The 23,875-nt window shown below is 73.7% G+C and carries 13 protein-coding genes; 9 read left to right on the plus strand and 4 right to left on the minus strand.

The features are described 5' to 3' along the window. Window positions 1-237: 237 nt before the first annotated feature. Together ACIQRW_RS02845 and ACIQRW_RS02850 are read right to left on the minus strand one after the other, a co-directional pair. A complete protein-coding gene (locus ACIQRW_RS02845; RefSeq protein ID WP_403753490.1) occupies window positions 238-612 on the minus strand; it encodes a WhiB family transcriptional regulator in 375 nt (124 codons plus the stop codon). Between the two features lie 184 nt (window positions 613-796). Further along, the gene (locus ACIQRW_RS02850; RefSeq protein ID WP_403753493.1) at window positions 797-1,489 is read right to left on the minus strand and encodes a DUF1707 domain-containing protein; all 693 of its coding nucleotides are present in this window, start codon (window positions 1,487-1,489) and stop codon (window positions 797-799) included. Between the two features lie 194 nt (window positions 1,490-1,683). On the opposite strand from ACIQRW_RS02850, the gene ACIQRW_RS02855 reads away from it, so the two are divergent. After that, a complete protein-coding gene (locus ACIQRW_RS02855) occupies window positions 1,684-3,354 on the plus strand; it encodes a fumarate hydratase (protein WP_397920413.1) in 1,671 nt (556 codons plus the stop codon). A 61-nt stretch (window positions 3,355-3,415) separates the two neighbouring features. Here ACIQRW_RS02855 and ACIQRW_RS02860 read toward each other — a convergent pair whose 3' ends face one another. After that, entirely contained in the window at window positions 3,416-4,417 is a 1,002-nt protein-coding gene (locus tag ACIQRW_RS02860) for a LuxR C-terminal-related transcriptional regulator (protein WP_403753496.1), read from the minus strand. An 82-nt stretch (window positions 4,418-4,499) separates the two neighbouring features. Here ACIQRW_RS02860 and ACIQRW_RS02865 point away from each other — a divergent pair, with 82 nt between their 5' ends. From ACIQRW_RS02865 to ACIQRW_RS02895, 7 genes are all read left to right on the plus strand, one after another. Further along, a complete protein-coding gene (locus ACIQRW_RS02865) occupies window positions 4,500-5,948 on the plus strand; it encodes an MFS transporter (protein ID WP_403754385.1) in 1,449 nt (482 codons plus the stop codon). Beyond that, entirely contained in the window at window positions 5,893-9,150 is a 3,258-nt protein-coding gene (locus ACIQRW_RS02870; protein WP_403753499.1) for a type I polyketide synthase, read from the plus strand. Before ACIQRW_RS02865 ends, ACIQRW_RS02870 begins: the two co-directional genes overlap by 56 nt. Continuing rightward, the gene (locus ACIQRW_RS02875) at window positions 9,147-15,005 is read left to right on the plus strand and encodes a MupA/Atu3671 family FMN-dependent luciferase-like monooxygenase (RefSeq protein ID WP_403753502.1); all 5,859 of its coding nucleotides are present in this window, start codon (window positions 9,147-9,149) and stop codon (window positions 15,003-15,005) included. The genes ACIQRW_RS02870 and ACIQRW_RS02875 overlap by 4 nt, the downstream gene beginning before the upstream one ends. Then, window positions 15,002-16,303 carry a M18 family aminopeptidase gene (locus ACIQRW_RS02880; protein WP_403753505.1) on the plus strand — a complete coding sequence of 434 codons (1,302 nt, stop codon included), beginning with the start codon at window positions 15,002-15,004 and terminating at the stop codon, window positions 16,301-16,303. Before ACIQRW_RS02875 ends, ACIQRW_RS02880 begins: the two co-directional genes overlap by 4 nt. A gap of 69 nt (window positions 16,304-16,372) precedes the next feature. Continuing rightward, window positions 16,373-17,107 (plus strand): thioesterase II family protein, encoded by a 735-nt coding sequence (locus ACIQRW_RS02885; protein WP_403753508.1) that lies wholly within the window; start codon window positions 16,373-16,375, stop codon window positions 17,105-17,107. A gap of 155 nt (window positions 17,108-17,262) precedes the next feature. Continuing rightward, window positions 17,263-18,063: an SDR family oxidoreductase gene (locus tag ACIQRW_RS02890; RefSeq protein ID WP_398069345.1), complete on the plus strand. Its 801-nt coding sequence runs from the start codon at window positions 17,263-17,265 to the stop codon at window positions 18,061-18,063. Between the two features lie 46 nt (window positions 18,064-18,109). Beyond that, a complete protein-coding gene (locus tag ACIQRW_RS02895; RefSeq protein ID WP_403753511.1) occupies window positions 18,110-20,740 on the plus strand; it encodes an amino acid adenylation domain-containing protein in 2,631 nt (876 codons plus the stop codon). A gap of 59 nt (window positions 20,741-20,799) precedes the next feature. Here the strand turns inward: ACIQRW_RS02895 and ACIQRW_RS02900 are convergent, their stop codons facing one another. After that, complete coding sequence (locus ACIQRW_RS02900; protein ID WP_403753514.1) at window positions 20,800-22,353, minus strand: ricin-type beta-trefoil lectin domain protein; 1,554 nt, start codon at window positions 22,351-22,353, stop codon at window positions 20,800-20,802. 105 nt (window positions 22,354-22,458) lie between these two features. Here ACIQRW_RS02900 and ACIQRW_RS02905 point away from each other — a divergent pair, with 105 nt between their 5' ends. Then, complete coding sequence (locus tag ACIQRW_RS02905; protein WP_403753517.1) at window positions 22,459-23,874, plus strand: class II fumarate hydratase; 1,416 nt, start codon at window positions 22,459-22,461, stop codon at window positions 23,872-23,874. Window position 23,875 lies beyond the last annotated feature (1 nt).

Below are 23,875 nucleotides of genomic sequence, written 5' to 3' on the forward strand. Positions count from 1 at the left end.
CCCCTCGACGCCGTCGCCGACCTCTGCGCCACCCACGGCGCCGAACTCCACATCGACGCCGCCTACGGCGGACCCCTCCTCTTCAGGCGCCCCCCCCCCCCCCCCCCCCCCCCCCGCGGCCCCCCCCCCCCCCCCCCCCCCCCCCCCCGGCGCCCGGCCCCCCCCCCCCCCCCCCCCCCCCCCCCCCCCCCCACCCCTCCCCCCGTACGTGCGCGAATTCCGCGGGCGGGGACTCGTTCAGCCCGCCGCCGCTATGTGCTCCGACGTCGTCGCGGCGGCCGTGAGCTCGATGTCCCGCCGTCGCCGCCGGGCCAGCGCCACCCGGCGCTCGGCGGCGGTGAGCCCGCCCCACACCCCGTACGGCTCGGGCTGCATCAGCGCGTGCTCCCGGCACTCCACCATGACCGGACACCGGGCGCAGACCCGCTTGGCGGCCTCCTCGCGGGCCAGCCGGGCAGCCGTCGGCTCCTTCGACGGGGCGAAGAACAGGCCGGCCTCGTCGCGGCGGCAGGCCGCGTCGGAATGCCAGGGGCCCGCGTCGTCCTCCCGGGCGGGGGTGCGCTGGGCCGGAACGGCGGCGACCTGCAGAGGCTGATGCGGCGGATGCAGCACGGTCTACTCCTGACGACGGCTACGGCTTCGCGAGCGAGAGTCGATGCAGCACTCCCTACCCGCTGTGCGTACGCCTATGCACTGAGTGGCACCAGCGCGCGGCGCACCGCAATGCGCCCCCGCGGCTTTATGGCCGATTACCGGAGGTCGTGCGCCCCGCCGTATGTCGTGCGCTCCACCGTATTCAGTAGCCGAGATGTTTGCGCAGCCGCTGCTGGAGGTCCGCGACGAACTTGCCCCGCTTCGGCCTGGCTTCCACGCTGCCGAACACGGAATAGCCGTTGACCACGACGACCGGTGCTTCCGGGTCCGGCGATTCGAGCGTCCGCACTTCGAAGCTACCGAAGACACCCGTGCCGCTGCCGCGCAGGGAAATGTTCTCCGGCACCCGGACGTCGACGCTGCCGAAGATGGACGTCGCATTGATAACGGTGAGGCGTTGGCCGAAAAGCGCTTCGGTGAGATCGATCTCCACGCTGCCGAAGAGCGCGAAGGCGTTCGTCCGGCCGCCGACCCGCCAACGGCCCTTGCGGTTGGCGCTGCTGAAGACCGCGACGAGATTGTCCGCGGGGCCGTCGGGGGCCTCCGGGCCGTAGGCGTACGGCTCGGAGTCCGGGCGGGCCGTGGAAGGGGAGGCGGCGGGCAGGTCCCGGACCAGCGGCTGGAGTTCGCCGACGGTCTTGGCCCGGTAGACCAGGTCGATCCGCTCCGCGTGCTCGTCCGCCGTCAGACGGCCCTCGGCCATCGCCTCCCGCAGGATGTCCGCGATCCGGTCGCGGTCGGCGTCCGAGGCGCGGATGCCATCGCCGTCCAGGGCTTCGGCGGGCGGCCGGGCGGCCGGCGCGACGGGCTGCTGGGGCTGCTTCTCTAGGTCCACCGCCCCAGCGTACCCAAACGCGATAGATCGCGACTACCCCTCCAACCGGCGTGCCCCGGCCCCGCACCCGCCTCCCGGGGGCGGGATCCAGGTGAGCCTTACCTCACAGCATCCTCCCGGGGGCGGCGCTCTACCCTGGTGGATGCGCTGCCCGACGGAGGTCAGCCGCCGTCGCCGAGTGAGGAATGGCCGTCATGGCAGAGTTTGCGTACTCCGATCTGCTCCCCCTGGGGGAGGACACCACGCCGTACCGTCTGGTGACCGCCGAGGGTGTCTCCACCTTCGAGGCCGACGGCCGGACGTTCCTCAAGGTCGCCCCGGAGGCGCTGCGCACCCTGGCCGCCGAGGCGATGCACGACATCTCGCACTACCTGCGCCCGGCCCACCTGGCGCAGCTGCGGCGGATCGTCGACGACCCGGAGGCGTCCTCCAACGACAAGTTCGTGGCGCTGGACCTCCTGAAGAACGCGAACATCGCCGCCGCCGGCGTGCTGCCGATGTGCCAGGACACCGGTACGGCGATCGTCATGGGCAAGCGCGGGCAGAACGTGCTGACCGAGGGCGGTGACGAGGAGGCCCTGTCGCACGGGATCTACGACGCGTACACCAAGCTCAACCTGCGCTACTCGCAGATGGCCCCGCTGACCATGTGGGACGAGAAGAACACCGGCTCCAACCTCCCGGCCCAGATCGAGCTGTACGCCACCGACGGCGGCGCGTACAAGTTCCTCTTCATGGCGAAGGGCGGCGGCTCGGCCAACAAGTCGTTCCTCTACCAGGAGACGAAGGCCGTCCTGAACGAGGCCTCCATGATGAAGTTCCTGGAGGAGAAGATCCGTTCGCTCGGTACCGCGGCCTGCCCGCCGTACCACCTGGCGATCGTGGTCGGCGGCACCTCGGCGGAGTTCGCGCTGAAGACCGCCAAGTACGCCTCCGCGCACTACCTGGACGAGCTGCCCGCCGAGGGCTCGCCCACCGGGCACGGCTTCCGGGACAAGGAGCTGGAGGAGAAGGTCTTCGAGCTGACGCAGCGGATCGGGATCGGCGCGCAGTTCGGCGGCAAGTACTTCTGCCACGACGTGCGCGTGGTGCGGCTGCCCCGGCACGGGGCGTCCCTGCCCGTCGCCATCGCCGTGTCCTGCTCGGCCGATCGCCAGGCCACCGCGAAGATCACCGCCGAGGGCGTCTTCCTGGAGCAGCTGGAGAAGGACCCGGCGCGCTTCCTCCCCGACACCACCGACGAGCACCTCGACGGGGCGGGCGGGGACGTCGTGGAGATCGACCTCAACCGGCCGATGGACGAGGTGCTGGCCGAGCTGACCAAGTACCCGGTCAAGACCCGGCTCTCGCTGACCGGCCCGCTGGTCGTGGCCCGCGACATCGCGCACGCCAAGATCAAGGAGCGGCTGGACGCGGGCGAGGAGATGCCGCAGTACCTGAAGGACCACCCGGTGTACTACGCGGGCCCGGCGAAGACGCCCGAGGGGTACGCCTCCGGTTCCTTCGGCCCGACGACGGCCGGCCGGATGGACTCGTACGTGGAACAGTTCCAGGCGGCGGGCGGCTCGAAGGTGATGCTCGCCAAGGGCAACCGCAGCAAACAGGTCACCGACGCCTGCGGCTCCCACGGCGGCTTCTACCTCGGCTCGATCGGCGGCCCCGCGGCCCGTCTCGCCCAGGACTGCATCAAGAAGGTCGAGGTCGTCGAGTACGAGGAGCTCGGCATGGAGGCGGTCTGGCGCATCGAGGTCGAGGACTTCCCCGCGTTCGTCGTCGTCGACGACAAGGGCAACGACTTCTTCACCGAGCCCGCCCCGGCTCCGACGTTCACCAGCATTCCGGTGCGGGGGCCGGGTCTCGGCTGACCCCGCCCCGTAGACGTGACCGGGAGGGCCTGTCCGCGCGGACGGGCCCTCCCGCGCGTTCTCAGCCGTCCAGCAGGCCCGATGTCGCCACCAGATACCCCAGCTGCGCCCGGCTGTTGCTGCCCAGTTGCTCGGAGACCTTGCGCATGTGCTCGGCGACGCTGCGGCGGCTCATGCCGATCCGGCGGGCGATGGCGGCGTCCGTCTCGCCGTTGACGACGGCCTGGAGGATGGTGCGCTGGAGGTCGGAGGTGACGACGGGGGTGCGCAGCGGCGCGCGTTCGGGGCGGACCGGGACCGCGCGGGACCACGCCTCGTCGAAGTGGCGGACCAGGAAGCGGACGAGCGACGGGTGCTGGACGCGCAGGGCGGTGTGCGGTTCGTCGGAGAACGGGATGAGGGCGAGGTCCCGGTCGAAGACGATGAACCGGTCGGCGACCTCGGCCAGGGTCCTGATCTCGGCGCCCTCGGCGGTCACCTGCTCGATGTAGGCGAGCGTGGTGCGGTCCGAGCGGACGGTGTGCTGGTAAAGGGTGCGCTGCCGGATGCCGCGGCGCAGGTTGCCCAGGTCGCGCGGGAGCGACTGCTCCAGGACGTGGGCGGGGCGCCCGCCGCCGGGGTGGGCGGTACGGACCTCGGCGCGGCAGCCGCTGACCCCGGCGTCCAGGGCCTTGCCGATGACGGCCGTGCCGGAGAGCCGGGTGAGGGCGGGGCGTTCCTGCCGGTGCATCTCGGTGTAGAGCCCCTCGAAGGCGGCGAGGGTGGCGCGGGCGGAGCGCAGGGTGCGGCGCTGCTCGACGATCGCCTCCTCGATCGGGGCGAGCGCGGCGAACGAGGCGGTCTCCGGCGGTACGGGGATGAGGTAGCCGGGTGATTCCTGGTCGGCCACCATCAGGTGCAGGGACCGCAGGCAGGGGGGTGCGGCGCCGGCCGGGAGGCAGCCCTCCGTCAGCGCACGGCGATAGGCCGCGAGCGCCGCCTCGCAGGGTTGTTCCGGTATCGACCGGTCCGAGGGTGATTCACGGCAATCACATACCGGTGAGGGGGAATGATCGTCCTTCACAAGGATGCAGATTACCTTTGTGCAATCGGGAGTCCCCCGTCCGGCGTCCGTGCTCGACGAGTATGTCCCGGTGACATCTGGAATGGGCAGTGCGGACGGGCCGAAGGCGGACGAGGCGGACGGCGGTGCCCGGAGGTTCCGGGAGGCCCGGGATACCGCGGTCTCCGAGCGGCGTTTTCGATTCCTCGTCGCCGGATACGCGGTGTCTTCCTACGGCACTTTCCTGAATATGGTGGCGCTGAATCTCTTCGTCTACGAGACGACGGGCCGGGCGCTGGCCATGGGGCTGTTCATGGCGGTGCGGCTCGCCTCCGGATTCGTCGCCGGTCTGGTCGTGGGCGGTCTGCTCGCCCGTTTCAGCGCGAAAAACATCATGCTGTGGGCGAATGTCGGACAGGGCGCCGTGATGCTGGTGCTCATCCTGGCGCCGGACGGTCTGCTGACCGGGGCGCTGATGGCCGTCTCGGTGGTGATCGGGGCGTGCGGGACGCTGTTCATGGTGGCGTTGCGCAGTTCGATCCCGGAGATGGTCGGGGAGGACCGCAGGGCCTGGGCGAACTCCCTCTCGATCACCGGCCGTTCGCTGGCCATGGTGGCGGGGTTCGCCTCGGCCGGCGTGGTGGTGTCCCTCGTCGGGTACACGGCAGCGTTCGTTGTCGACATGGCGACGTTCGTGGCCTGCGCGGTGACGGTGGCCCTGCTGCCGATCGCCGGAGGCAAGGGAGCGGACGGCAAGGGAGGGGACGCCAAGGGTGCGGGTGGCACAGCCGCCGAGGGCTCCGGGGCCGAGAAGGACGCCTCGGGCGCCGCGTCCGCGAAGGGCGGCAGGCGCTGGCGGCCCGTGGCCTTCCTCGCGCTCGCCGCCGCCCCCGGGATGGGCCTGATGGTGGCCCTGCGCGGGGTCGACGCGTTCGGTTCGTCGTCCCACAACGCGGCGCTGCCGATCTACTCCACCTCGCTCGACGCGTCGAATCCCGCGGTGTTCGTCAGCGCGTTCTGGTGCGTGTGGGCGCTCGGCAACATCGGGGCCCAGCAGGTGATCCAGCGGTACGCGCAGCGCACCGGACGCTCGGTGGGGGCGCTCGGATTCGGCTACGGCACGGTGGTGATGTCGGCGGCGTTCATCGCGGCGTTCGCCGGCTTCCCGCTGGCCGTGACGGCGGTGATCGCGCTGATCGCGGGGGCCGCGGACGGTCTCACCGAGGTCGCGTACACCTCGCATCTCCAGACACTTCCGGCCACGTTGCGCGGCCATGCCTTCGGTCTTTCGGCCACTTTCGAGAACCTCGGCTTCGGCGTCGGCATGATCCTTGTGGCGGCGGCCCTCGACCGGTTCTCCCCGCTGGCCGTGGTGGGCTGGTCCCATGGCGCCGCCATCGTCGTCGCCGTGGTGTTCCTGCTGAGGGTGGCGGGAGTGCGGCGGGCGGAGCGTGCGGGGCGTGCGGGGCGTGCGGGGCTGCGAAAGGAAGAAGCCGTTGAGGGACGACCGGATCGCGGTGATCGGGACGGCGCTGAGGTTTCCGGGGGCTGACACCCCCGAGGCGTACTGGCGCGACATCCGGGCGGGGACCGGCCACGTACGCCGTTTCACCCGGGCCGAGTTCGCCGCGGCGGGGGTACCGGCGGCGGAGTACGAGCGACCGGGCTACGGCGGGGCGAGCGCGCTCCTGGCGGAGGTGGACGGCTTCGACGCCGGGTTCTTCGGGATGAGCGGGCGGGAGGCGGAGCTGACCGATCCGCAGCAGCGGCTGTTCCTGGAGTGCTGCTTCCACGCCCTGGAGGACGGGGGTTACGCGGGCGGCGAGGACCGTTACGCGGGCGGCGACGGCGGCTCGTTGCGGATCGGGGTGTACGGCAGCTCCGGCTACCGCCTGTACTCGCTGCACAGCTATCTGGCGGAGAACCTGGCGGCGGAGGCCGGCTCAGGCGACTGGATGACCGCCAAGCAGGTCCAGGTCGGCAACTACCCCGACTTCACCGCCACCCGGGCCGCCTTCCGGCTCGGCCTGACCGGACCCGCGCTGACCGTCTCGACGGCCTGCTCCAGCGCTCTCGTCTCGGTCCATCTGGCCTGCCAGGCGCTGCGCGCCGGGGATGCGGAGCTGATGCTGGTGGGCTCCGCCGCCCTGCATCTGCCGGAAGTCACCGGCCAGGTCCCGGTGAAGGGCTCCACCCTCTCCCCCACCGGCACGGTCCGGGCCTTCGACGCGGACGCGGACGGCACGGTCGGGGGGAACGGGGCCGCCGCCATCCTCCTCAAGCCCCTGGCACGGGCGCTGGCCGACGGCGACACCGTGCACGCGGTGATCCTGGGCTCGGCGGTCACCAACGACGGCTCGGACAAGGCGACCGGCGACGGCCCGGGAAGAGGGGGGTTCGCCGCCCCCGGGGTCGCCGGGCAGCGGGACGCGGTGCTCGGGGCGTTGCGCGCGGCGGACGTGGACGCGGCGTCGATCGGCTATGTGGAGGCGCACGGCACGGGCACGCTGAAGGGCGACCCGATCGAGTTCGCGGCCCTGACCGAGGCGTTCCGCGCGCACACCGACCGGACCGGCTTCTGCGCGCTCGGCTCGACGAAACCGGCCATCGGCCACCTGGACAGCGCGGCGGGGCTCGCGGGGCTGATCAAGGCCGTCGAGGTGCTGCGGCACGGGGTGGTCCCGCCGCTGGTGAACTTCTCCCGGCCCAACCCGGCGCTGGCGGTGGACGACAGCCCGTTCCTGCTGCCGGTACGGGAAAGTGCCTGGCCGCTGGCCGGGACGCGGCGAGCCGGTGTGCACTCCATCGGCATGGGCGGTACGAACGCTCATGTGATCCTGGAACAGGCGCCGGAGACCGCGCACACGGCCTCGGCGCAGGACGACGCCCCCGTGCCCGCGCTGCTGCCGCTCTCGGCCGCGGACGGGGACGCGCTCCGGACGTACGCCGCCGCCCTGCGGGACCACCTGGCGGACGGGTCGCCCCCCTCCCCCGCCGATCTGCTGACCACCACCGCCCTCGGGCGGCGGCACCTGCCGCACCGGCTGGTCGTCACGGGCACGGACCCGGTGGCCGGTCTCGACGCGTACTTGTCGGGGGCCCCGCAGGGCGAGGCATACACGACCGGGGTCGCCGACGGCGTACGGGAGCGGCGGCCGGTGTTCCTCTTCAGCGGCCAGGGCGGCGGGCATCCGGGCATGGGCACGGAACTCGCCGCGCGCTTCCCGGTCGTGGCCGAGGTGCTCGATGCCTGCGCCCGGGTGTACGCGGAGGAGACCGGACGGGACGACTTCCTGGACCGGATCGTCGGCGGACGGGGCCCCGAGCAGTGGGACACCGCCTTCGCGCAGCCCGCCCTGTTAGCCCTCCAGATCGCCCAGGCCCGGCTGTGGGAACGGCTCGGGATCACCCCGGCCCGGGTGGCCGGCCACAGCGTCGGCGCGTACGCGGCGCTGTGCGTGGCCGGGGCGCTGGAGACCGAGGACGCGATGCGGCTGGTGTGCGGGCGCGGGCGGCTGATGCTGGAGCGGGCGGCCCCGGGCGCGATGGTCTCCGCGTTCGTCCCCCGGCCCCGGATGCGGGAGCTGCTGGCCACCGTCCCCGGTCTTGAGCTCGCCGTGGTCAACGGCGCCGCGCACCATGTGCTGGGCGGCCCGCCGGAGGCGGTGGACGCGGCACGGGCGCTGCTGGCGGCGCGGGGCGAGGCGTATGAGGTGCTGGCGGTGGACCGGGCGTTCCACACGGCTCTGCTCGACCCGGCGCTGGAGGATTTCCGGGTGCTGGCCGACAAGGCGGAACTGCGGCCGTCGCACACGGAGTTCGTCGACGGCATCGACGGCACGGTCCACCCCGCCGGGTGGCGGCCGGACGCCGCGTACCTGGTCGCCCAGGCCCGCCGCACGGCGGACTTCGCCGCCGTCCTGGACCGGCTGACCGGGTCCCCGCTGCTGCTGGAGCTGGGCCCGTCCGCCGTGCTGACGGGCCTGGTCCGCCGGTCGCTGCCGGACGCGGTCTGCGTACCGACGCGGCAGTGGGAGCGGGCGGTGGCCGCGCTGCACTGCGCCGGGGCCGGGGTGGACTGGGCGGCGCTGCTCGACCGCTGCGGCGGCCGGCGCGTGCGGCTGCCCACGTACCCCTTCCAGCGCCGGTCGCACTGGAGGGGCCCGGCCCCGTACACACCCCCGGTACCACCCACCTCGCTCGCGGAGCTGCCCGCGCCGACCGGCGGGGCCGCTCACTCATCCCCACGCTCCACGGAGGACCGCATGACCGAACAGGCCGTACTGGACAGGGTGCTGGAGCTGACCGCGCGCCATCTCGGCCACCGGCCCGACGAGGTCGCCGCCGACCGCACCTTCGTCGGCCTCGGCGCGGACTCGCTCCAGCTCATCGGAATGGTGCGGCAGTTGGAGGCCGAGTTCGGCACGGAGATCAGCATGCGGGAGGTCCTGGAGGGTGCGGGCACGCCCCGGCTGACGGCGGCGCTGATAGCCGGGCGGCGGACTCCCCCGCCGACGGCAGCGATGGAGCCGCCCCCCGTGCCGGTGCCCGCACCCGTGGCAGTGCCCGCGCCGGCGCCCGCGCCCGCCCCCGTGCCTGCCGCCGAAGGCCCCGTGTACGCCACCCGGGCCGAGGTCGCCGCACTCTCCGAGCAGCTGCGCCAACTGGCCGAGACCCAGGCCACGATGCTCACCCAGCTCTCCGAGGCCGTCGCCCTGCTGGCCGCCCGCACCATGGGGACGGACGGCCGATGAGCGCGGGGATACCCGGATCGGCCGAGCCCGTGACCGCGACGGACGCCGCCACCGCCGCCGCCGAAGCGGCCGCCGAGGCCGTGGCCCGGGCGGCGGAGCTGTCCCGCGCGCTCACCGCCCGGCTCGCGGAGGCCCGCCGCCAGGTCCCGGCGGAGGACACGAAGCCCACCGTCGGGGAGGCCGCCCACGGCCCCCGTCTCGTCGTGGACGCGGCGGGCGGGATGGCCGGGGCGGGGGCCGACGAGGCCCAGCGGGCCCACACCGCCTCCCTGGTCCGGCGGTTCACCGAGCGCACCCGCACCTCCAAGGAGCTGGCCCAGCGGCACCGTTCGGTGCTCGCCGACAGCCGCGCCGTCGTGGGGTTCCGGGACGCCACCAAGGAGATGCTCTACCCGGTCGCGGCCCGCTCGGCGCACGGCTCCCGGCTCACCGACGTGGACGGCAACACCTACACCGACATCACCATGGGGTTCGGCGCGCTCCTCCTCGGCCACGAGGCGGAGCCCGTCACCGACGCCGTGCGCCGCCACCTCGTCGACGGGCTGCGCTTCGGCCCCCGGTCCCCCGACACGGGGGAGGCCGCGGCCCTGCTCGCCTCGCTGACCGGCCTGGACCGGGTCGCCTTCGCCTCGTCCGGTACGGAGGCGAACTCGGCCGCGATCCGGCTGGCCCGCGCCGCGACCGGGCGCGACAAGGTCGTCATGTTCCGGGGCTCCTACCACGGGCACATCGACTCCGTCCTCGGCCGGCCGGGCGGGCCCGGGCAGCACGCCGTGCCCGTCTCCCGGGGCATCCCGGCCAGCGCGGTGGCGGAGCTGATCGTGCTGGAGTACGGGGCCCAGGAGTCCCTGGAGACGATCGACGCCCTCGGGGACAGCATCGCGGCCGTGCTCGTCGAGCCCGTGCAGTGCCGCAACCCGGGCCTGCGGCCGGTGGAGTTCGTCCGCTCGCTGCGCGAACTCACCGCCCGTCGAGGCATCGTGCTGCTCTTCGACGAGATGCTGACGGGGCTGCGCCCCCACCCGCGCGGCGCACAGGAGCACTTCGGGGTGGTGCCGGACCTCGCCACGTACGGCAAGGCGCTCGGGGCGGGCTTCCCGATCGGCGCGGTGGCGGGGCGGGCGGATCTGCTCGACGGGGTGGACGGCGGGTTCTGGCGGTACGGGGAGCCCGGCGGCCCCTCCCGCGAGACCACGTTCATCGGCGGAACGTATATGCAGCACCCGCTGTCGATGGCGGCGGCCCGCGCGGTGCTCACCCACCTCACCGAGCGGGGGCCCGGCCTCCAGAGCGGGCTGAACACCCGCACCCAGGCGCTCGCCGACCGGCTCAACACGTTCTTCCGCGACGAGGAATTCCCCCTGGAGCTAGCCCACTTCGGCTCGATGTTCCGCTTCCGGCACCGCGCCGACCTGGAGTTGCTCTACCACCACCTCCAACTGCGCGGCATATACGTATGGGAGTGGCGCAGCTTCTACCTCTCCACCGCCCACACGGAGGAGGACGTGAACCGCGTCGCGGAGGCGGTGGAGGGATCGCTGCGCGAGCTGCGCGACGGTGGGTTCTTCCCCCGGTCCACCCGGCCGGCCACCGTGCGGCGCGCCGAAGTACGGCGTCCCGCGCCCGACTTCGGCATCTACTTCTTCGGCGACTATCCGGAGACGGACCAGACCGGCGAGTCCGACAAGACCGGCACCCCTCAGGCGTACGACACCGTCCTGGAGACCGCGCACTTCGCCGACGAGCACGGCTTCTCCTCCGTCTGGCTGCCCGAGCGGCACTTCGACTCCTTCGGCGGCATCTTCCCGAACCCCGCCGTGCTCGCCGCCGCCGTGGCCCGGGAGACCGGGAGCGTCAGGATCAACGCCGGCTCGGTCGTGCTGCCGCTGCACGATCCGGTGCGGGTCGCCGAGGAGTGGTCGGTGGTGGACAACCTCTCCGGCGGCCGGGTCGGCATCGGCTGCGCCACCGGCTGGCACTCCCGGGACTTCGCCCTGCACCCGGACCGGTTCACGGACCGGCGGCGGATCGCGTTCGACCACCTCGACGAGGTGCGCCGGCTGTGGCGCGGGGAGGCGGTACGGCGGCGCACCGGCGAGGGCGCGGAGGCGGAGATCCGGATCCGGCCGCGCCCGGTGCAGGAGGAGCCGCCGTTCTTCCTGGCCACCTCGGGGCAGCGGGCGTCGTACGAGGAGGCGGCCCGGCGCGACCTCGGGGTCGTCACCAACCTGATGAGCCAGACCGTGGACGAGCTGGCCGCGAACATCGCGCACTACCGGCGTACGCGTGCGGAGTGCGGGCTCGACCCGGCGGCCGGGCGGGTGACGGTGCTGGTGCACACGTATCTCGGCGACGACCATGCCACCGCCCGGGCCGAGGCGCTGGAGCCGATGGTGCGGTATCTGCGGTCCTCGCTGCTGATGCGCTCGGCGGCCACCGCCGCGGGGTCCCGGCGCGAGGACGTGGCGGCGGCGGGCGAGGAGGACCTGGACTATCTGTTCCGTCGCGCGTACGACCGCTACTGCGACCGGCGGGCCCTGATCGGCACGCCTTCGAGCGTCGCCCCGTTCGTCGACGCGCTGCACGGGGCCGGGGTGGACGAGATCGCCGCGCTGGTCGACTTCGGGATGGACAGGGAGCGGCTGCGGTCGGGGCTGGAGCGCCTGGACGTGCTGCGCCGCCGGACGAAGGAGCGCGACGCCCGGCCCGAGGACACGGTCGCGCCCGCCACCTCGGCGCAGCGGCGGCTGTGGCTGGCCGCGCAGCTGATGGAGAACCCGGCGGCGTACAACGAGACGGGGGCCGTACGGCTGCGCGGTCCGCTGGACGTGGATGCGCTGCGGGCGGCGGTGGACGGCCTGGTCGAGCGGCACGCGGGGCTCCGCACGGTGTTCCGGGCCGAGGAGGAGACGGGCGTCGTCCAGGTCGTGCGGAACGGGCTCCGCATCCCGTTGACGGTGACCGACGCCCGGGGTCAGGACGCCGAGGGCGCGATCGGGGCACTGCTCGCCGAGGAGAGCGGCCGGGCCTACGACCTGGCCGCGGGGCCGCTGTTCACCCCTCGGCTGCTGCGGCTGGCCGAGGACGATCATGTCCTGGTCCTCGGTACGCACCACATCATCACGGACGCGCACTCGGCCGCGCTGATCGCCGGGGACCTCCAGGAGCTGTACACAGCGGCCCGCGCCGGACGTCCGCCGGTCTTCGACCGTCCCGCCGGGACGACCGTCGGAGCCCCCGAGCACCCGGCCGACGCGGCCGACCTGGCCTGGTGGCGCGAGCTGCTGGGCGACCGGCCGCCGGTGCTGGTCCTGCCCACGGACCGGCCGCGCGGTCGCCGGGTGGCGGGGCGCGGCGGTGCGGTGGCCCGGACCGTGGGCCGGGAGCGGGCCGACCGGCTGCGGGAGTGGAGCGGGCAGCAGGGCGTGACCCTCTTCGCCACGCTGTGCACGGCCTGGCAGCTGGTGCTGCGACGGCGGTCGGGGCAGGACGCGTTCCTGTTGGGCACGACGTTCGGGCGGCGGCCACCCGCGACGGCGGGCACGGTCGGGTTCCATGTGGCGCTGCTGCCGTTGCCGCTGTCCGCCACCGACGCGACCTCGCCGCCGGAGGCCGTACGGGCCACCGGGCAGGCGCTGTTCGCGGCGGACGAGCACAGTGGGGTGGACCTGGACGCGCTCCTGGCGGCGGTCCATCCGGACCCGGGGAATCCGCGCCCGCTGGTGACCGTTTCGGTCGACCTCGACCGGGCGGCGCTGGCCGGAATCGACCTGCCCGGCCTGCGGGCCGAGGGCGTGGCGGCCGGGACGGAGTCGGCACCGCTGGAGCTGGCTCTGATGGCCACCCACGTTCAGGACGGGGGCCTGCGGCTGCGGCTGCGCTACGACGCGGATCTGTTCGACGCGGCGACGGCGGAGGGGTATCTCGCCGAGCTGGAACGGCGGTTGGACGCGATGTCGGACCCGGTCGAGGAAGGTGCGGAGGGGCCGGACGGGCCGGGCGGGACGGGCTCGGAGAGCAGCGCCTCACCGGACACGGCGGCCGGAGCGGGCACGACCGAGCCGGGCGCCACGACCGAGCCGGGCACGCGGACGGTCTCCGACACCGCCGTGCTGCTCCGCGAGGTCTGGGAGTCCGTCCTCGGCCGGCCGGGCTTCGCCGCCGACAGCAACTTCTTCGACCTGGGGGGCAATTCGATCGCCGCGATCCGCCTGGTGAACCGGGTCCGGGACACGCTCGGCGTCGACTACCCGCTGGCGGACTTCTTCGCCGACGCCACCCTGCGGGCCATGACCGAGCAGTTGGCGGGCGACCCGGAGACGGACGGGTCGGAGACGGAAGGCCCGGAGACGGGCGGACCGGAGACCGACGTCGTGGCCGTCGTCGACCGCGCCCACGTCAGCGACCAGCAGGCCCGGATGATCGCCGGGCACCACGCCATGCCCGACCCCGCCGTGTGGAACGTACCGACGCGCATCACGTTCACCGGGGCGCTGGCCCCGGCGGCCCTGCGATCGGCCGTGACCGAGCTGGTCGCCCGGCACGACGGGCTGCGGACCAGGTTCGCGCAGGAAGGGGCGCCGGACGGGCCGTGGTGGCAGGAGGTGCTGGCGGCGGAGCCGGTGGCCCTGCCGGTGGAGGATCTGACCGGGCTGCCCGCCGACGAGCGGCGGCCCCGGGCGGACGCCCTGTGCCGGGCCGACGCGGCGGCCCCCTTCGACCTGGGGCGGTCGCTCCAGCCCCGGACGCGGCTGCTGCGGGTCGAGGAGGACCGCTGGGAGCTGATGTTCGTCCTGCACCATGTCTGCGCCGACGGCTGGTCGCTGTCCGTGCTGCTCGCGGAGATCGCCGCGCTCTACACGGCGGCCGCCGCGGGCGTCCCGCACGGTCTGCCCGATCCGGCGATGCAGGCGCCCGGGTACGCCCGGTGGCAGGGGGAGCGGCACGATCCCGGCGCCGAGGCGGAGCGGGCCGCGTTCTGCGCCCGTTACCTGGACGGGGTGCCGTCCGCCGTCCCCGTACCGACGGACCGGCCGCGCCCGCAGAAGCTGAGCGGGCACGGGGACACCGTGCGCGGGGTCGCGACGGGCGAGGTGCGGGCGGCGGTGGAGAAGCTGGCGGCCGAACGGCACACCACCCCGTTCGCGGTCGCGGCGGCGGCCCTCGGGGTGTTCCTGGCCCGGCTGTCGGGAGAGGAGGACACCTTGCTGAGCGTGCCGTACGCCAACCGCGAGGGCACCGCCTCGGAGTCGCTCGTGGCGATGACGTCCACCGCGGTGATGGTCCGCGTACGACTGGATTCAGCCAATCTTGACGAGACCTGCGCGGAGCTCGCGGTCCGTACGGGCGCGGGCGCGCTCGGAGCCATGGCGCATGTGCTGCCCACCGCGCGCATCATGCAGGCGATGCGGGACGCTGGCTCTGTCAGCGTCCCCGACCGGGTTCCGCACGTCCTCGCGTTCCAGAACTCCGTAGACACGGACATCGAGATCCCCGGGCTCCGGGTCGAGGTGGCCGATCTGGCACCGCCGCTTTCCCGCAGCGAACTGTGCTTCGGACTTGCGCCGCGCCGGGACCCCGCGAAGGGTTATCGAACGTTCCTGGAATTCTCCACCGACCTGTGGGACCACACGACCGCCCACGACCTTCTCGCGTCGTACACCGACCTGCTCGCGGAGTTCAGCGCCCGGCCCGACCGGCCGGTGCGGGAACTCCTCGGGGAGCGCCCCCGGCAGGGGCCACCGGGCCGAGGCTCCGGAGGCTCAGCCGGGGACGCCAGCGCCGGGCCCGACCAGCCCGGCGGACCGTCACCCTCCCAGTCACTGCCGAACACCGGAAAGGCGGACGCCGTATGACTCCGGCCCCCCACCGCAGCCACACCGACGACCTGCTCGCCTTCATCGCCGCCAGCCCTTCCCCGTACCACGTGGTGGCCAGTGCGGCCCAGCGTCTGGAGAAGGCCGGGTTCCGCGAACTGCGCGGCACGGACGACTGGACGGGGGCGACCGGCGGCTGCTTCGTCAGCCGCGCCGGTGCGCTGATCGCCTGGTACGTCCCCGAGGGTGCGCCCGCCCACACCCCGTTCCGGATCGTCGGCACCCACACCGACTCCCCGAACCTGCGGATCAAACCGGCACCGGACACCGGGACTTCGGGGTGGCGGCAGATCGGTGTGGAGATCTACGGCGGGGTCCCGCTGAACACCTGGCTCGACCGGGATCTGGGCATCTCCGGCCGCCTCGCCCTGCGGGGCTCCGACGGCACCCCGCGCAGCCGGCTCGTACAGATCGACGAACCCCTGCTGCGGGTGCCCCAGTTGGCCATTCATCTGGACCGTTCGGTGAACGAGGGCGTGGCCCTGGACCGGCAGCGGCACATAGCGCCGATCTGGGCGCTGGGCGACCCGCGGGAGGGCGAGCTGCTGCGCCGGGTCGCTTCGGCCGCCGGGGAGGACCCGGCGGACGTGCTGGGCTGGGACCTGATGCTGCACGACGTCCAGCCGCCCGGATACCTGGGCGTGGACCAGGAGTTCGTGGTGGCGTCCCGGCTGGACAACCAGGTCTCGGTGCACGCCGGGGTGACCGCTCTGGTCGACGCGGCGACGGGGGCCACGCAGCCCTCCTTCGTACCGGTGCTGGCCGCCTTCGACCACGAGGAGGTCGGCAGCGGTTCCGAGACGGGTGCGCAGAGCCCGCTGCTGGAGCGGATCCTGTCGCGGTCCGTGTCGGCGCGCGGCGGCAGCGACGAGGACTGGTCGCGGGCGCTGGCGGGCGCGTTCTGCGTCTCCGCCGACATGGCGCACGCGGTGCACCCCAACTACGCGGAGCGGCACGACCCCGACCACCGCCCGATCCCCAACGGCGGCCCGACGGTCAAGGTGAACGTCAACCAGCGGTACGCCACCGACTCCACCGGCTTCGCGGTGTTCACGGCGGCGGCCGAGCGGGCCGGGGCTCCCTGGCAGCCGTTCGTCTCCAACAACGCGATGCCCTGCGGTACGTCGATCGGCCCGCTCACGGCGGCCCGCCTCGGCGTGACCACGGTGGACGTCGGGGTGCCCGGCCTGTCGATGCACTCGGCGCGCGAGCTGTGCGGGGTGCGCGACCCGGGCTATCTCGCCGCGATCCTCACCACGATCATGGTCGGGGACTGACAGGCCCGCCCGGCCCCACCGACAGGCGCGGCATCCGGAAGAACAGAAGAGAAGAGAACAGGAACGACCGTGGCCGACGAAGAGACCGTCCTCATCTGCCTGCCCTTCGCCGGGGCGGGTCCCTCCTTCTTCACGCCCTGGCAGAAGCTGGCCCCGGAGGGTCTGCGGATCCTCCCGGTGTCGCTGCCGGGCCGCGAGAAGCGGTTCCCCGAGCCCGCCCACACCTCGGCGGCCCCGGCCGTCGACGACGCGTACGCGCAGGTGACGGCGGCCCTCGGTGAAGAGGACGGTAGCGGCGGCCCGGTCGTGCTGTTCGGGCACAGCATGGGCGCGGTCCTCGCGTACGAACTGGCGCACCGGATCGAGCGGTCGGGCGGGCAGATCCGGCTGGCCGCGCTCGTGGTCAGCGGTGCGCCCGGCCCCTGGACGCCGCGCACGGACCGGGCGGACGGGCTGCCGGACGAGGAGTTCGCCGCCCGGGTCCGGGCGTTCGCCGGGTACGACCACCCGGCGCTGGCCGACCCGGAGATGCGGGAGCTGCTGCTGCCGACGCTCCGGGCGGACGTCCGGCTCCACGAGACGTATGTGCCGTCCACGGAAAGGCTGTTGGGTGTCCCGGTCATCTCCGTCCGGGGGCGGGAGGACACCCTGGTCGGGGCGGCGGAGGCCGCCGAGTGGGGTCGGGTGACGACGGGGAGGCTGACGGTGGCCGAGCCGGCCGGCGGGCACATGTATCTCACCGAGCGGCCGGGCGAGCTGCTGGAGCTGGTGGCCGCCGAGGTGCGCGCGGCGAGGGGCCGGTGACGGGCGGCGGCGACGGCGAGGGGCCGGTGACGGGCAGCGGCGGTGACGGCGGCCAGGGGCCGGTGACCGACGGCGGTGGTGCGGGGCCCTCGGCCGGTGGCGCTGGTGCGGGGCCCTCGGCCGGTGGCGGGGCCCGGCTCGCCGGGCGGACGGCGCTGATCACGGGAGCGGCGCGCGGTCTCGGCCGGGCCTGTGCGCTGGCCTTCGCCCGCGAGGGTGCGGACCTGGTGCTGCTGGACGTGGCGGGCGAACTGCCCGGGGTGCCGTATCCGCTCGGTTCGGCCTCGCAGCTCGCGCACACCGGGCGGCTCTGCCGCGAGGCGGGGTCCGCCGTGCTGACCCGGCAGGCCGACGTCCGGGACCTGGCGGCGCTGGAGTCGGCGGCGGAGGCGGCCGAGGAGCGCTTCGGGCGGATCGACGTCCTGGTCAACAACGCGGGCATCGCCGCCCCTTCGGGCCGCCCGGCGCACGAGATCACCGAGGCCGAGTGGCAGCTGATGATCGATGTGGATCTGGGCGGTGCGTGGCGGGCGATCCGCGCGGTCGGCGGCCGGATGGTCGCTCAGGGGTCCGGTTCGATCGTCAACATCGCCTCGACGGCGGGCCTGGTGGGCTACCGGCACTTCGCGGGGTACGTGGCGGCCAAGCACGGCCTCGTCGGCCTGACGAAGGCGGTGGCCCTGGACTACGCGCCCCGGAAGGTCCGGGTCAACGCGGTGTGTCCGGGCTCGGTGCGGGACGACGAGGCGATGGAGGGCCGGATGCTGGCGGAGATCGCCCGCTCGCTGGAGGTGCCGGTCGCTGAGCACGGGGCCGCGTTCGTCCGGGACCAGCCGATGAACGCGCTGGTGGAGCCGGACGATGTGGCGAACGCGGTGCTCTGGCTGGCCTCGGACGAGTCCCGGCAGGTGACCGGCAGTGTGGTCGCCGTGGACGGCGGGTTCACCGCCCGCTGACCGCCCGCATCAGCCGTTTCCCTTCCCTGGACGAGGAGTTGTGCACGTGCCGCCTGCCCATCACGCCCTGACGGTCCGCCTGCCGCCGGCCCTCACCGACACCGCGCTCGCCGCCGCCCTCGCGACGGCGGCGGAGCTGTGGTGGCCCGGGGAGCGCAGCCCCCGGCTGTGGACGGAGACCGTGCCCGCCCCGGCCGGGTCCGACGCCGCCGCCCGGCGGCGCGCGGCCGAGGCCCGCCGCCCGGTCGCACCCGGCCACCGGCTGCGCGCGGTGCTGCTGCGGTACGCGGACGGGCACGCTCCCGAGGCCGTCCTGACCGCCGACGCAGCCGCGCTGGACGCCCACTCGTTGCGGATCGTCGCCCGGGTACTGCTGGGCGAGGTGCCGCCGGACGCGGTGACGCCGCACGGCGGGCCGCTCCCCCCGGACCTGCGCGTGGACGAGGAGACCCGGCGGCTCGCCGCCGCGCTCGCGCTCACCGCCGGGCGGTACACGGGCGCGGCCTCGGTGCGCGTCGCCGTCCCCGTACCGGCCCGGGACCGGCCTCCCTACGCGCTGGGGGCGCTCGACGGGTACGCGGTGTTCACGGCGGACCTGTCGCCCGGCCGGACGGTCGCCGATCTGCTCACCACCGAACCGCTCGTCCCGGCCGAGGGCGAGGAACCGCCCGCGCTCGGTCTGGTGGCGGCCGAGGAACCGCTTGCGCTCGGCCTGGCGCCGGCGGGGGAACCGCCTGCGGTCGGTCTGGTGGGGGGCGACGGGGACGGACCGGTCACGCTGCCGACCGGCCCGGACGGACTCCCCGTACCGGCTCATCAAGTGGAGGGCGTGCGGCAGCAGTTGCTGAGCCGTCCACTCAACACACCGCTCCGGGAACTGGATCCGCTGAGCGCGTCGGAGTCCACCGAGCAACTGATGCTCGGGGCAACACGGAAGCCTCCCGCCTCCCTCACCCTCCGCGTCGACGAGGCCTTCGCCGCCCAGGCCGCCGCCCGCCCGGACGCCCCCGCGCTCACCGCCGGGCCCGCCACCCTCTCGTACGCCGAACTGAACGGCCGGGCCGAGGATTTCGCCGACGGTCTGTACGCCCATGGCGTCCGTCCCGGCGATCTCGTGGGGCTCTGCCTGCCCCGCGGAGCCGACCTGGTGGCGGTGGTGCTCGGCGTCCTGAAGGCGGACGCGGTCTACGTACCGCTGGATCCGGAGCATCCGGCGGACCGGCGTGAGCGCACCGCGAAGGACGCCGGGGTCCGGCTGACCGTCGAGGACCCGGCCGTCCTGACCGGCCACCCGCCCCGCCCCGCCGCGGAACGGCGGCAGGCCGGCGCCCCCGCGTACGTCATCCACACCTCGGGCTCGACCGGCCGCCCCAAGGGGGTCCTCGTCCCGCACGCAGGCGTCACGGCCCTGGTCGACGCCGTCCGCGACGACTTCGGCCTCTCCCCCGACGACACCTGGACGTGCTTCCACTCGGCGGCGTTCGACTTCTCGGTGTGGGAGATCTGGGGGGCGCTGCTGACGGGCGGCCGGCTGGTCCTCGTGGACCACTGGACCTCGCGCTCGCCGGAGGACTTCCACGCGCTGCTGGTCCGGGAACGGGTGAGCGTGCTGAGCCAGACCCCTTCGGCGTTCACCCAGCTCGCGGCGGCCGACCGGACGGGCGGTGATCTGTCCGCCCTGCGGCTGGTGGTGCTGGGCGGCGAGCCGCTGGACACCCGCCCGCTGCTGGGCTGGTTCGACCGGCATCCGGAGGACCGTTGCCGGCTGGTCAACATGTACGGGATCACCGAGACCACGGTCCATGTCACGGCGGCCACGGTGACCCGCCGCGAGGCACTCGCCGGTTCCCGGTCGGTGGGGCGGCCCCTGCCGGGCTGGTCGGTCCGGGTCCTGGACGCGTACGGGCGGCCGGTGCCGCCGGGTGCGCTCGGGGAGATCCATGTGGGTGGGGCGGGCGTGGCGCTGGGTTATCTGAACCGGCCCGCCCTGACCGCCGAACGCTTCGTCCCGGACCCCCTGGACCCGGCCGGGCGGCTCTACCGCAGCGGCGACCTGGGGCGGCTGCTGCCCGACGGAACGCTGGAGCACCTGGGCCGGATCGACGACCAGGTGAAGGTGCGGGGCTTCCGGATCGAGCCGGGCGAGATCCGGCACGTGCTGCTGGAGGACCCGGCGGTGTCGGCGGCCGCGGTCACCGTGACGGGCGGCGGGGGCGGGGACGCGGCGGCCGTGCGGATCGACGCGTATGTGGTCCCGGCCCCGGGGGCGGGCGAGGACGCCGGGCCCGTACGGGAGAGGGCGGCCCGGCTGCTTCCCCCGCACATGGTGCCCGCGACGGTGACCGTGCTGCCGGCCCTCCCCCTCACCGCGAACGGCAAGCTGGACCCGGCCCGGCTGCCCCCGCCCGGAGCGCGCCGGGCCCCTGCCGCACCGCCCCGCGAGACCGCACCCGCCACCGCCCCCGCCGGCGTCCTCGCCGCCATCTGGCGGGACGTCCTCGGCGTCGAGGAGATCGGCCCGGACGACGACTTCTGGGACCTGGGCGGCAATTCGCTGTACGCGATCCGGATCGGCACGCTCGCCCGGGAGCGCGGGCTGCCCGGCATTCCGCTGCGGCAGCTGTATCTGACGCCGACGCTGGGGGCACTCTCCGAAGCGCTGGCCCGGGAGGCGTGAGAGAGGGGCATGACGAGGGGGCGACCGCACCCCGGCGGCCGCCCCCTCGCACGCGGTGGCTACACGAAGCGCTGGTTCGCGCCGCCGTCGCACGTCTGGAGCTTGAGCGGGTCCTTGGCCCCCGCCAGCGTCAGACACAGGCCGGTCGCGGCGGCCGGGCGGACGGTGCCCGCCTGCCGGACGAACTTCTGGTTGGCCGCGCCCGAGCAGTCCCACACGACGAGCGTGGCGCCGGCGTCGTACTCGGCGCCCGGCACGTCCAGGCAGCGGTCGTGGCTGAGCGCGGTGCGGGCCGTCTGCGTACCGGCGTCGTACCACCAGTTCTGGTTGCGCCCGCCGTGGCAGTCCCAGCCGCCGATCGCGGTGCCGTTACGGGTGACCGAGGCGGGCACGTCCACACAGGCCCCGGTCGCCTCGTTCTTCAGCGGAACGAACAGGTCGTCGAAGGCCGCTCCCGTCAGGACCGGGTTCCCCGTGCTCGCGGGGTCGGCGCAGCTCGCCTCGCGCAGCCCGGAGTCGTACAGCTGGGTGAGGCAGGAGGCGAAGGCCCGGTGGCCCGCCGCGTTGGGGTGGAAGGACTGCCGGACGGAGTTCTCGTCGGGCAGGCCCGGCTTGCTCAGGTCGATGTAGAGGCCGCGGGCCCAGGGGCTCTCGGTGCAGACCTCACGGCCGTGGAAGAGCCGCGAGTTGTCGAGGTAGGAGGCTCCGGTGGCGGCGGCGGCCTTGCGCATGCCGACCTGGAAGGCGGGCACGGCGGTGTTGCGGCCCCAGACGGTGTCGGAGTCGTAGCCGAGTCCGCCGCAGACGAGCTTGCCGGGGAACTTCGGGTTGTCGCGGAAGTCCGGGCCGATGGGGCTCGGGTAGCCCATCAGGACGAGCCGGTAGTCGCCGTCCCGGTACCCGGCGCCCGTCATGACGGTGCGCAGGTCGCGGACGGTCTGCTCGACCTTGGGGACCAGCGCGTCGACGCGGGCCTGCCAGCCGCCCGCGTACTTCGGCTCGCAGGGCCCCTGGAGGCTGATGTAGCGGACCACGCAGTCGGTCATGACCGGACCGAACTGGAGGTCGTCGTTGGCCCCGGCGACCAGGACGATCATCTTGATCCGGGTGTTGCGGGCCTTGATCGCGAGGCTGTCGCTCTGCACCAGCTCGTCGGCGTACTGCTTGTTTCCGCCGATTTTGATGTTTCCGGTATAGGCGCCGGAACACGAGACGTTGTACGTGACGTCCGCCGCGATGCCCGTGCGGTGGATGGCGGCGTCCGGTGAGCGGTGGCACCAGTTGTCCGGCCCGTTGGTGCCGGGGTCGTAGGTGCCGACGCCCTCGCCGGAGATCTCGCTGTCGCCGAGCGAGATCAGCCCGGTCTTGCGGTCGCCGAGCGGCCGCTCGGCGGGGCTCCCGTACAGCTGGGTGGCCTCGGCGGCCCGGACGGCTTCCAGCGCGGGCGGGAGAGGGGTGGATGCGATAGAGCTGGTACCCGACTCCGTCGCGCCCGCGGGTCCGGCGGCGGCCATACCGCCGACGGCGGCCGCGAGAGCGACGGCGGCCGCGACCGTACAGCGGAGCCGGCGAAGGCTTCCGAGCCCTCGAAGTCTGGTGCTGGTGCGCCTCATTGCGCCTCCCGGTAGTGGTTACCCCCGGTATTTACTGGTCGGTAGGCGACTTGGGAATACATAGAACAAGAGAAGTGCTCATCTTTTTCAGGAGGTTTAAACACCATGGTCGACACGTCAGATGACACGCCCGGTGGCAGCGGGTTCCGGATCGAGCACGACTCGATGGGTGAGGTGAAGGTCCCCGCGGGCGCCAAGTGGCGCGCCCAGACCCAGCGGGCGGTGGAGAACTTCCCCGTCTCCGGGCAGCGTCTGGAGCGGGCGCACATCGAGGCGCTGGCCCGGATCAAGGGCGCGGCGGCCAAGGTCAACGCCGAGCTGAAGGTACTGGATCCGGACATCGCCGCCGCGATCCAGGAGGCCGCCACCGAGGTCGCTTCGGGCCGCTGGGACGAGCACTTCCCGGTCGACGTGTTCCAGACGGGTTCGGGCACCTCGTCGAACATGAACACCAACGAGGTGATCGCCACCCTCGCCACCGAACGCCTCGGCCGCGAGGTCCACCCCAACGACCATGTGAACGCCTCCCAGTCGTCCAACGACGTCTTCCCGTCCTCCATCCACATCGCCGCCACCGCCGCCGTCACCGCCGACCTGATCCCCGCCCTGGACCACCTGGCGGAATCCCTGGGGCGGAAATCGGCCGAATTCGCGGAGGTCGTGAAGTCGGGCCGTACGCATCTGATGGACGCCACCCCGGTCACCCTCGGCCAGGAGTTCGGCGGCTACGCGGCACAGATCCGCTACGGCGTGGAGCGGCTGCGCGCCTCCCTCCCCCGGCTCGCCGAACTGCCCCTGGGCGGTACGGCGGTGGGCACCGGCATCAACACCCCGCCCGGCTTCTCCGCCGCCGTGATCGCGGAGGTCGCGGACGCGACGGGGCTGCCGCTCACCGAGGCCCGCGACCACTTCGAGGCGCAGGGCGCGCGGGACGGGCTCGTGGAAACCTCCGGCCAGCTGCGGACCATCGCCGTGTCCCTGACCAAGATCTCCAACGATCTGCGGTGGATGGCGTCGGGGCCGCGCACCGGCCTCGCCGAGATCGCGCTGCCCGACCTCCAGCCCGGCTCGTCGATCATGCCGGGCAAGGTCAACCCGGTGATCCCCGAGGCGGTCCTGATGGTCGCCGCCCAGGTCACCGGCAACGACGCGACGGTCGCCACGGCCGGCGCCGCGGGCAACTTCGAGCTGAACGTGATGCTCCCGGTCATCGCGAAGAACCTGCTGGAGTCCGTACGGCTGCTGGCCAACGCCTCCCGACTGCTCGCGGACCGTACGGTCGACGGCATCACCGCCGACGTGGAGCGGGCCCGCGCCTACGCCGAGTCCTCGCCGGCCGTGGTGACCCCGCTGAACAAGTACATCGGCTACGAGGAGGCGGCGAAGGTCGCCAAGAAGTCCCTCAAGGACGGGACGACGATCCGCGAGACGGTCCTGGCCTCGGGCTACGTCGAGCGCGGCGACCTGACGATGGAGCAGCTCGACGAGGCGCTGGACGTGCTGCGGATGACGCGCCCGTGAG

The sequence above is a fragment of the Streptomyces sp. NPDC091287 genome (assembly GCF_044768525.1).
Classification (GTDB): domain Bacteria; phylum Actinomycetota; class Actinomycetes; order Streptomycetales; family Streptomycetaceae; genus Streptomyces.

What these genes read in the sequence shown, in the direction of transcription:
- ACIQRW_RS02855 (WP_397920413.1), top strand. Translation starts at nt 1,684, where the DNA reads ATGGCAGAGTTTGCGTACTCCGATCTGCTCCCCCTGGGGGAGGACACC.
- ACIQRW_RS02865 (WP_403754385.1), top strand. Translation starts at nt 4,500, where the DNA reads ATGGGCAGTGCGGACGGGCCGAAGGCGGACGAGGCGGACGGCGGTGCC.
- ACIQRW_RS02875 (WP_403753502.1), top strand. Translation starts at nt 9,147, where the DNA reads ATGAGCGCGGGGATACCCGGATCGGCCGAGCCCGTGACCGCGACGGAC.
- ACIQRW_RS02880 (WP_403753505.1), top strand. Translation starts at nt 15,002, where the DNA reads ATGACTCCGGCCCCCCACCGCAGCCACACCGACGACCTGCTCGCCTTC.
- ACIQRW_RS02900 (WP_403753514.1), bottom strand. Translation starts at nt 22,353, where the DNA reads ATGAGGCGCACCAGCACCAGACTTCGAGGGCTCGGAAGCCTTCGCCGG.
- ACIQRW_RS02905 (WP_403753517.1), top strand. Translation starts at nt 22,459, where the DNA reads ATGGTCGACACGTCAGATGACACGCCCGGTGGCAGCGGGTTCCGGATC.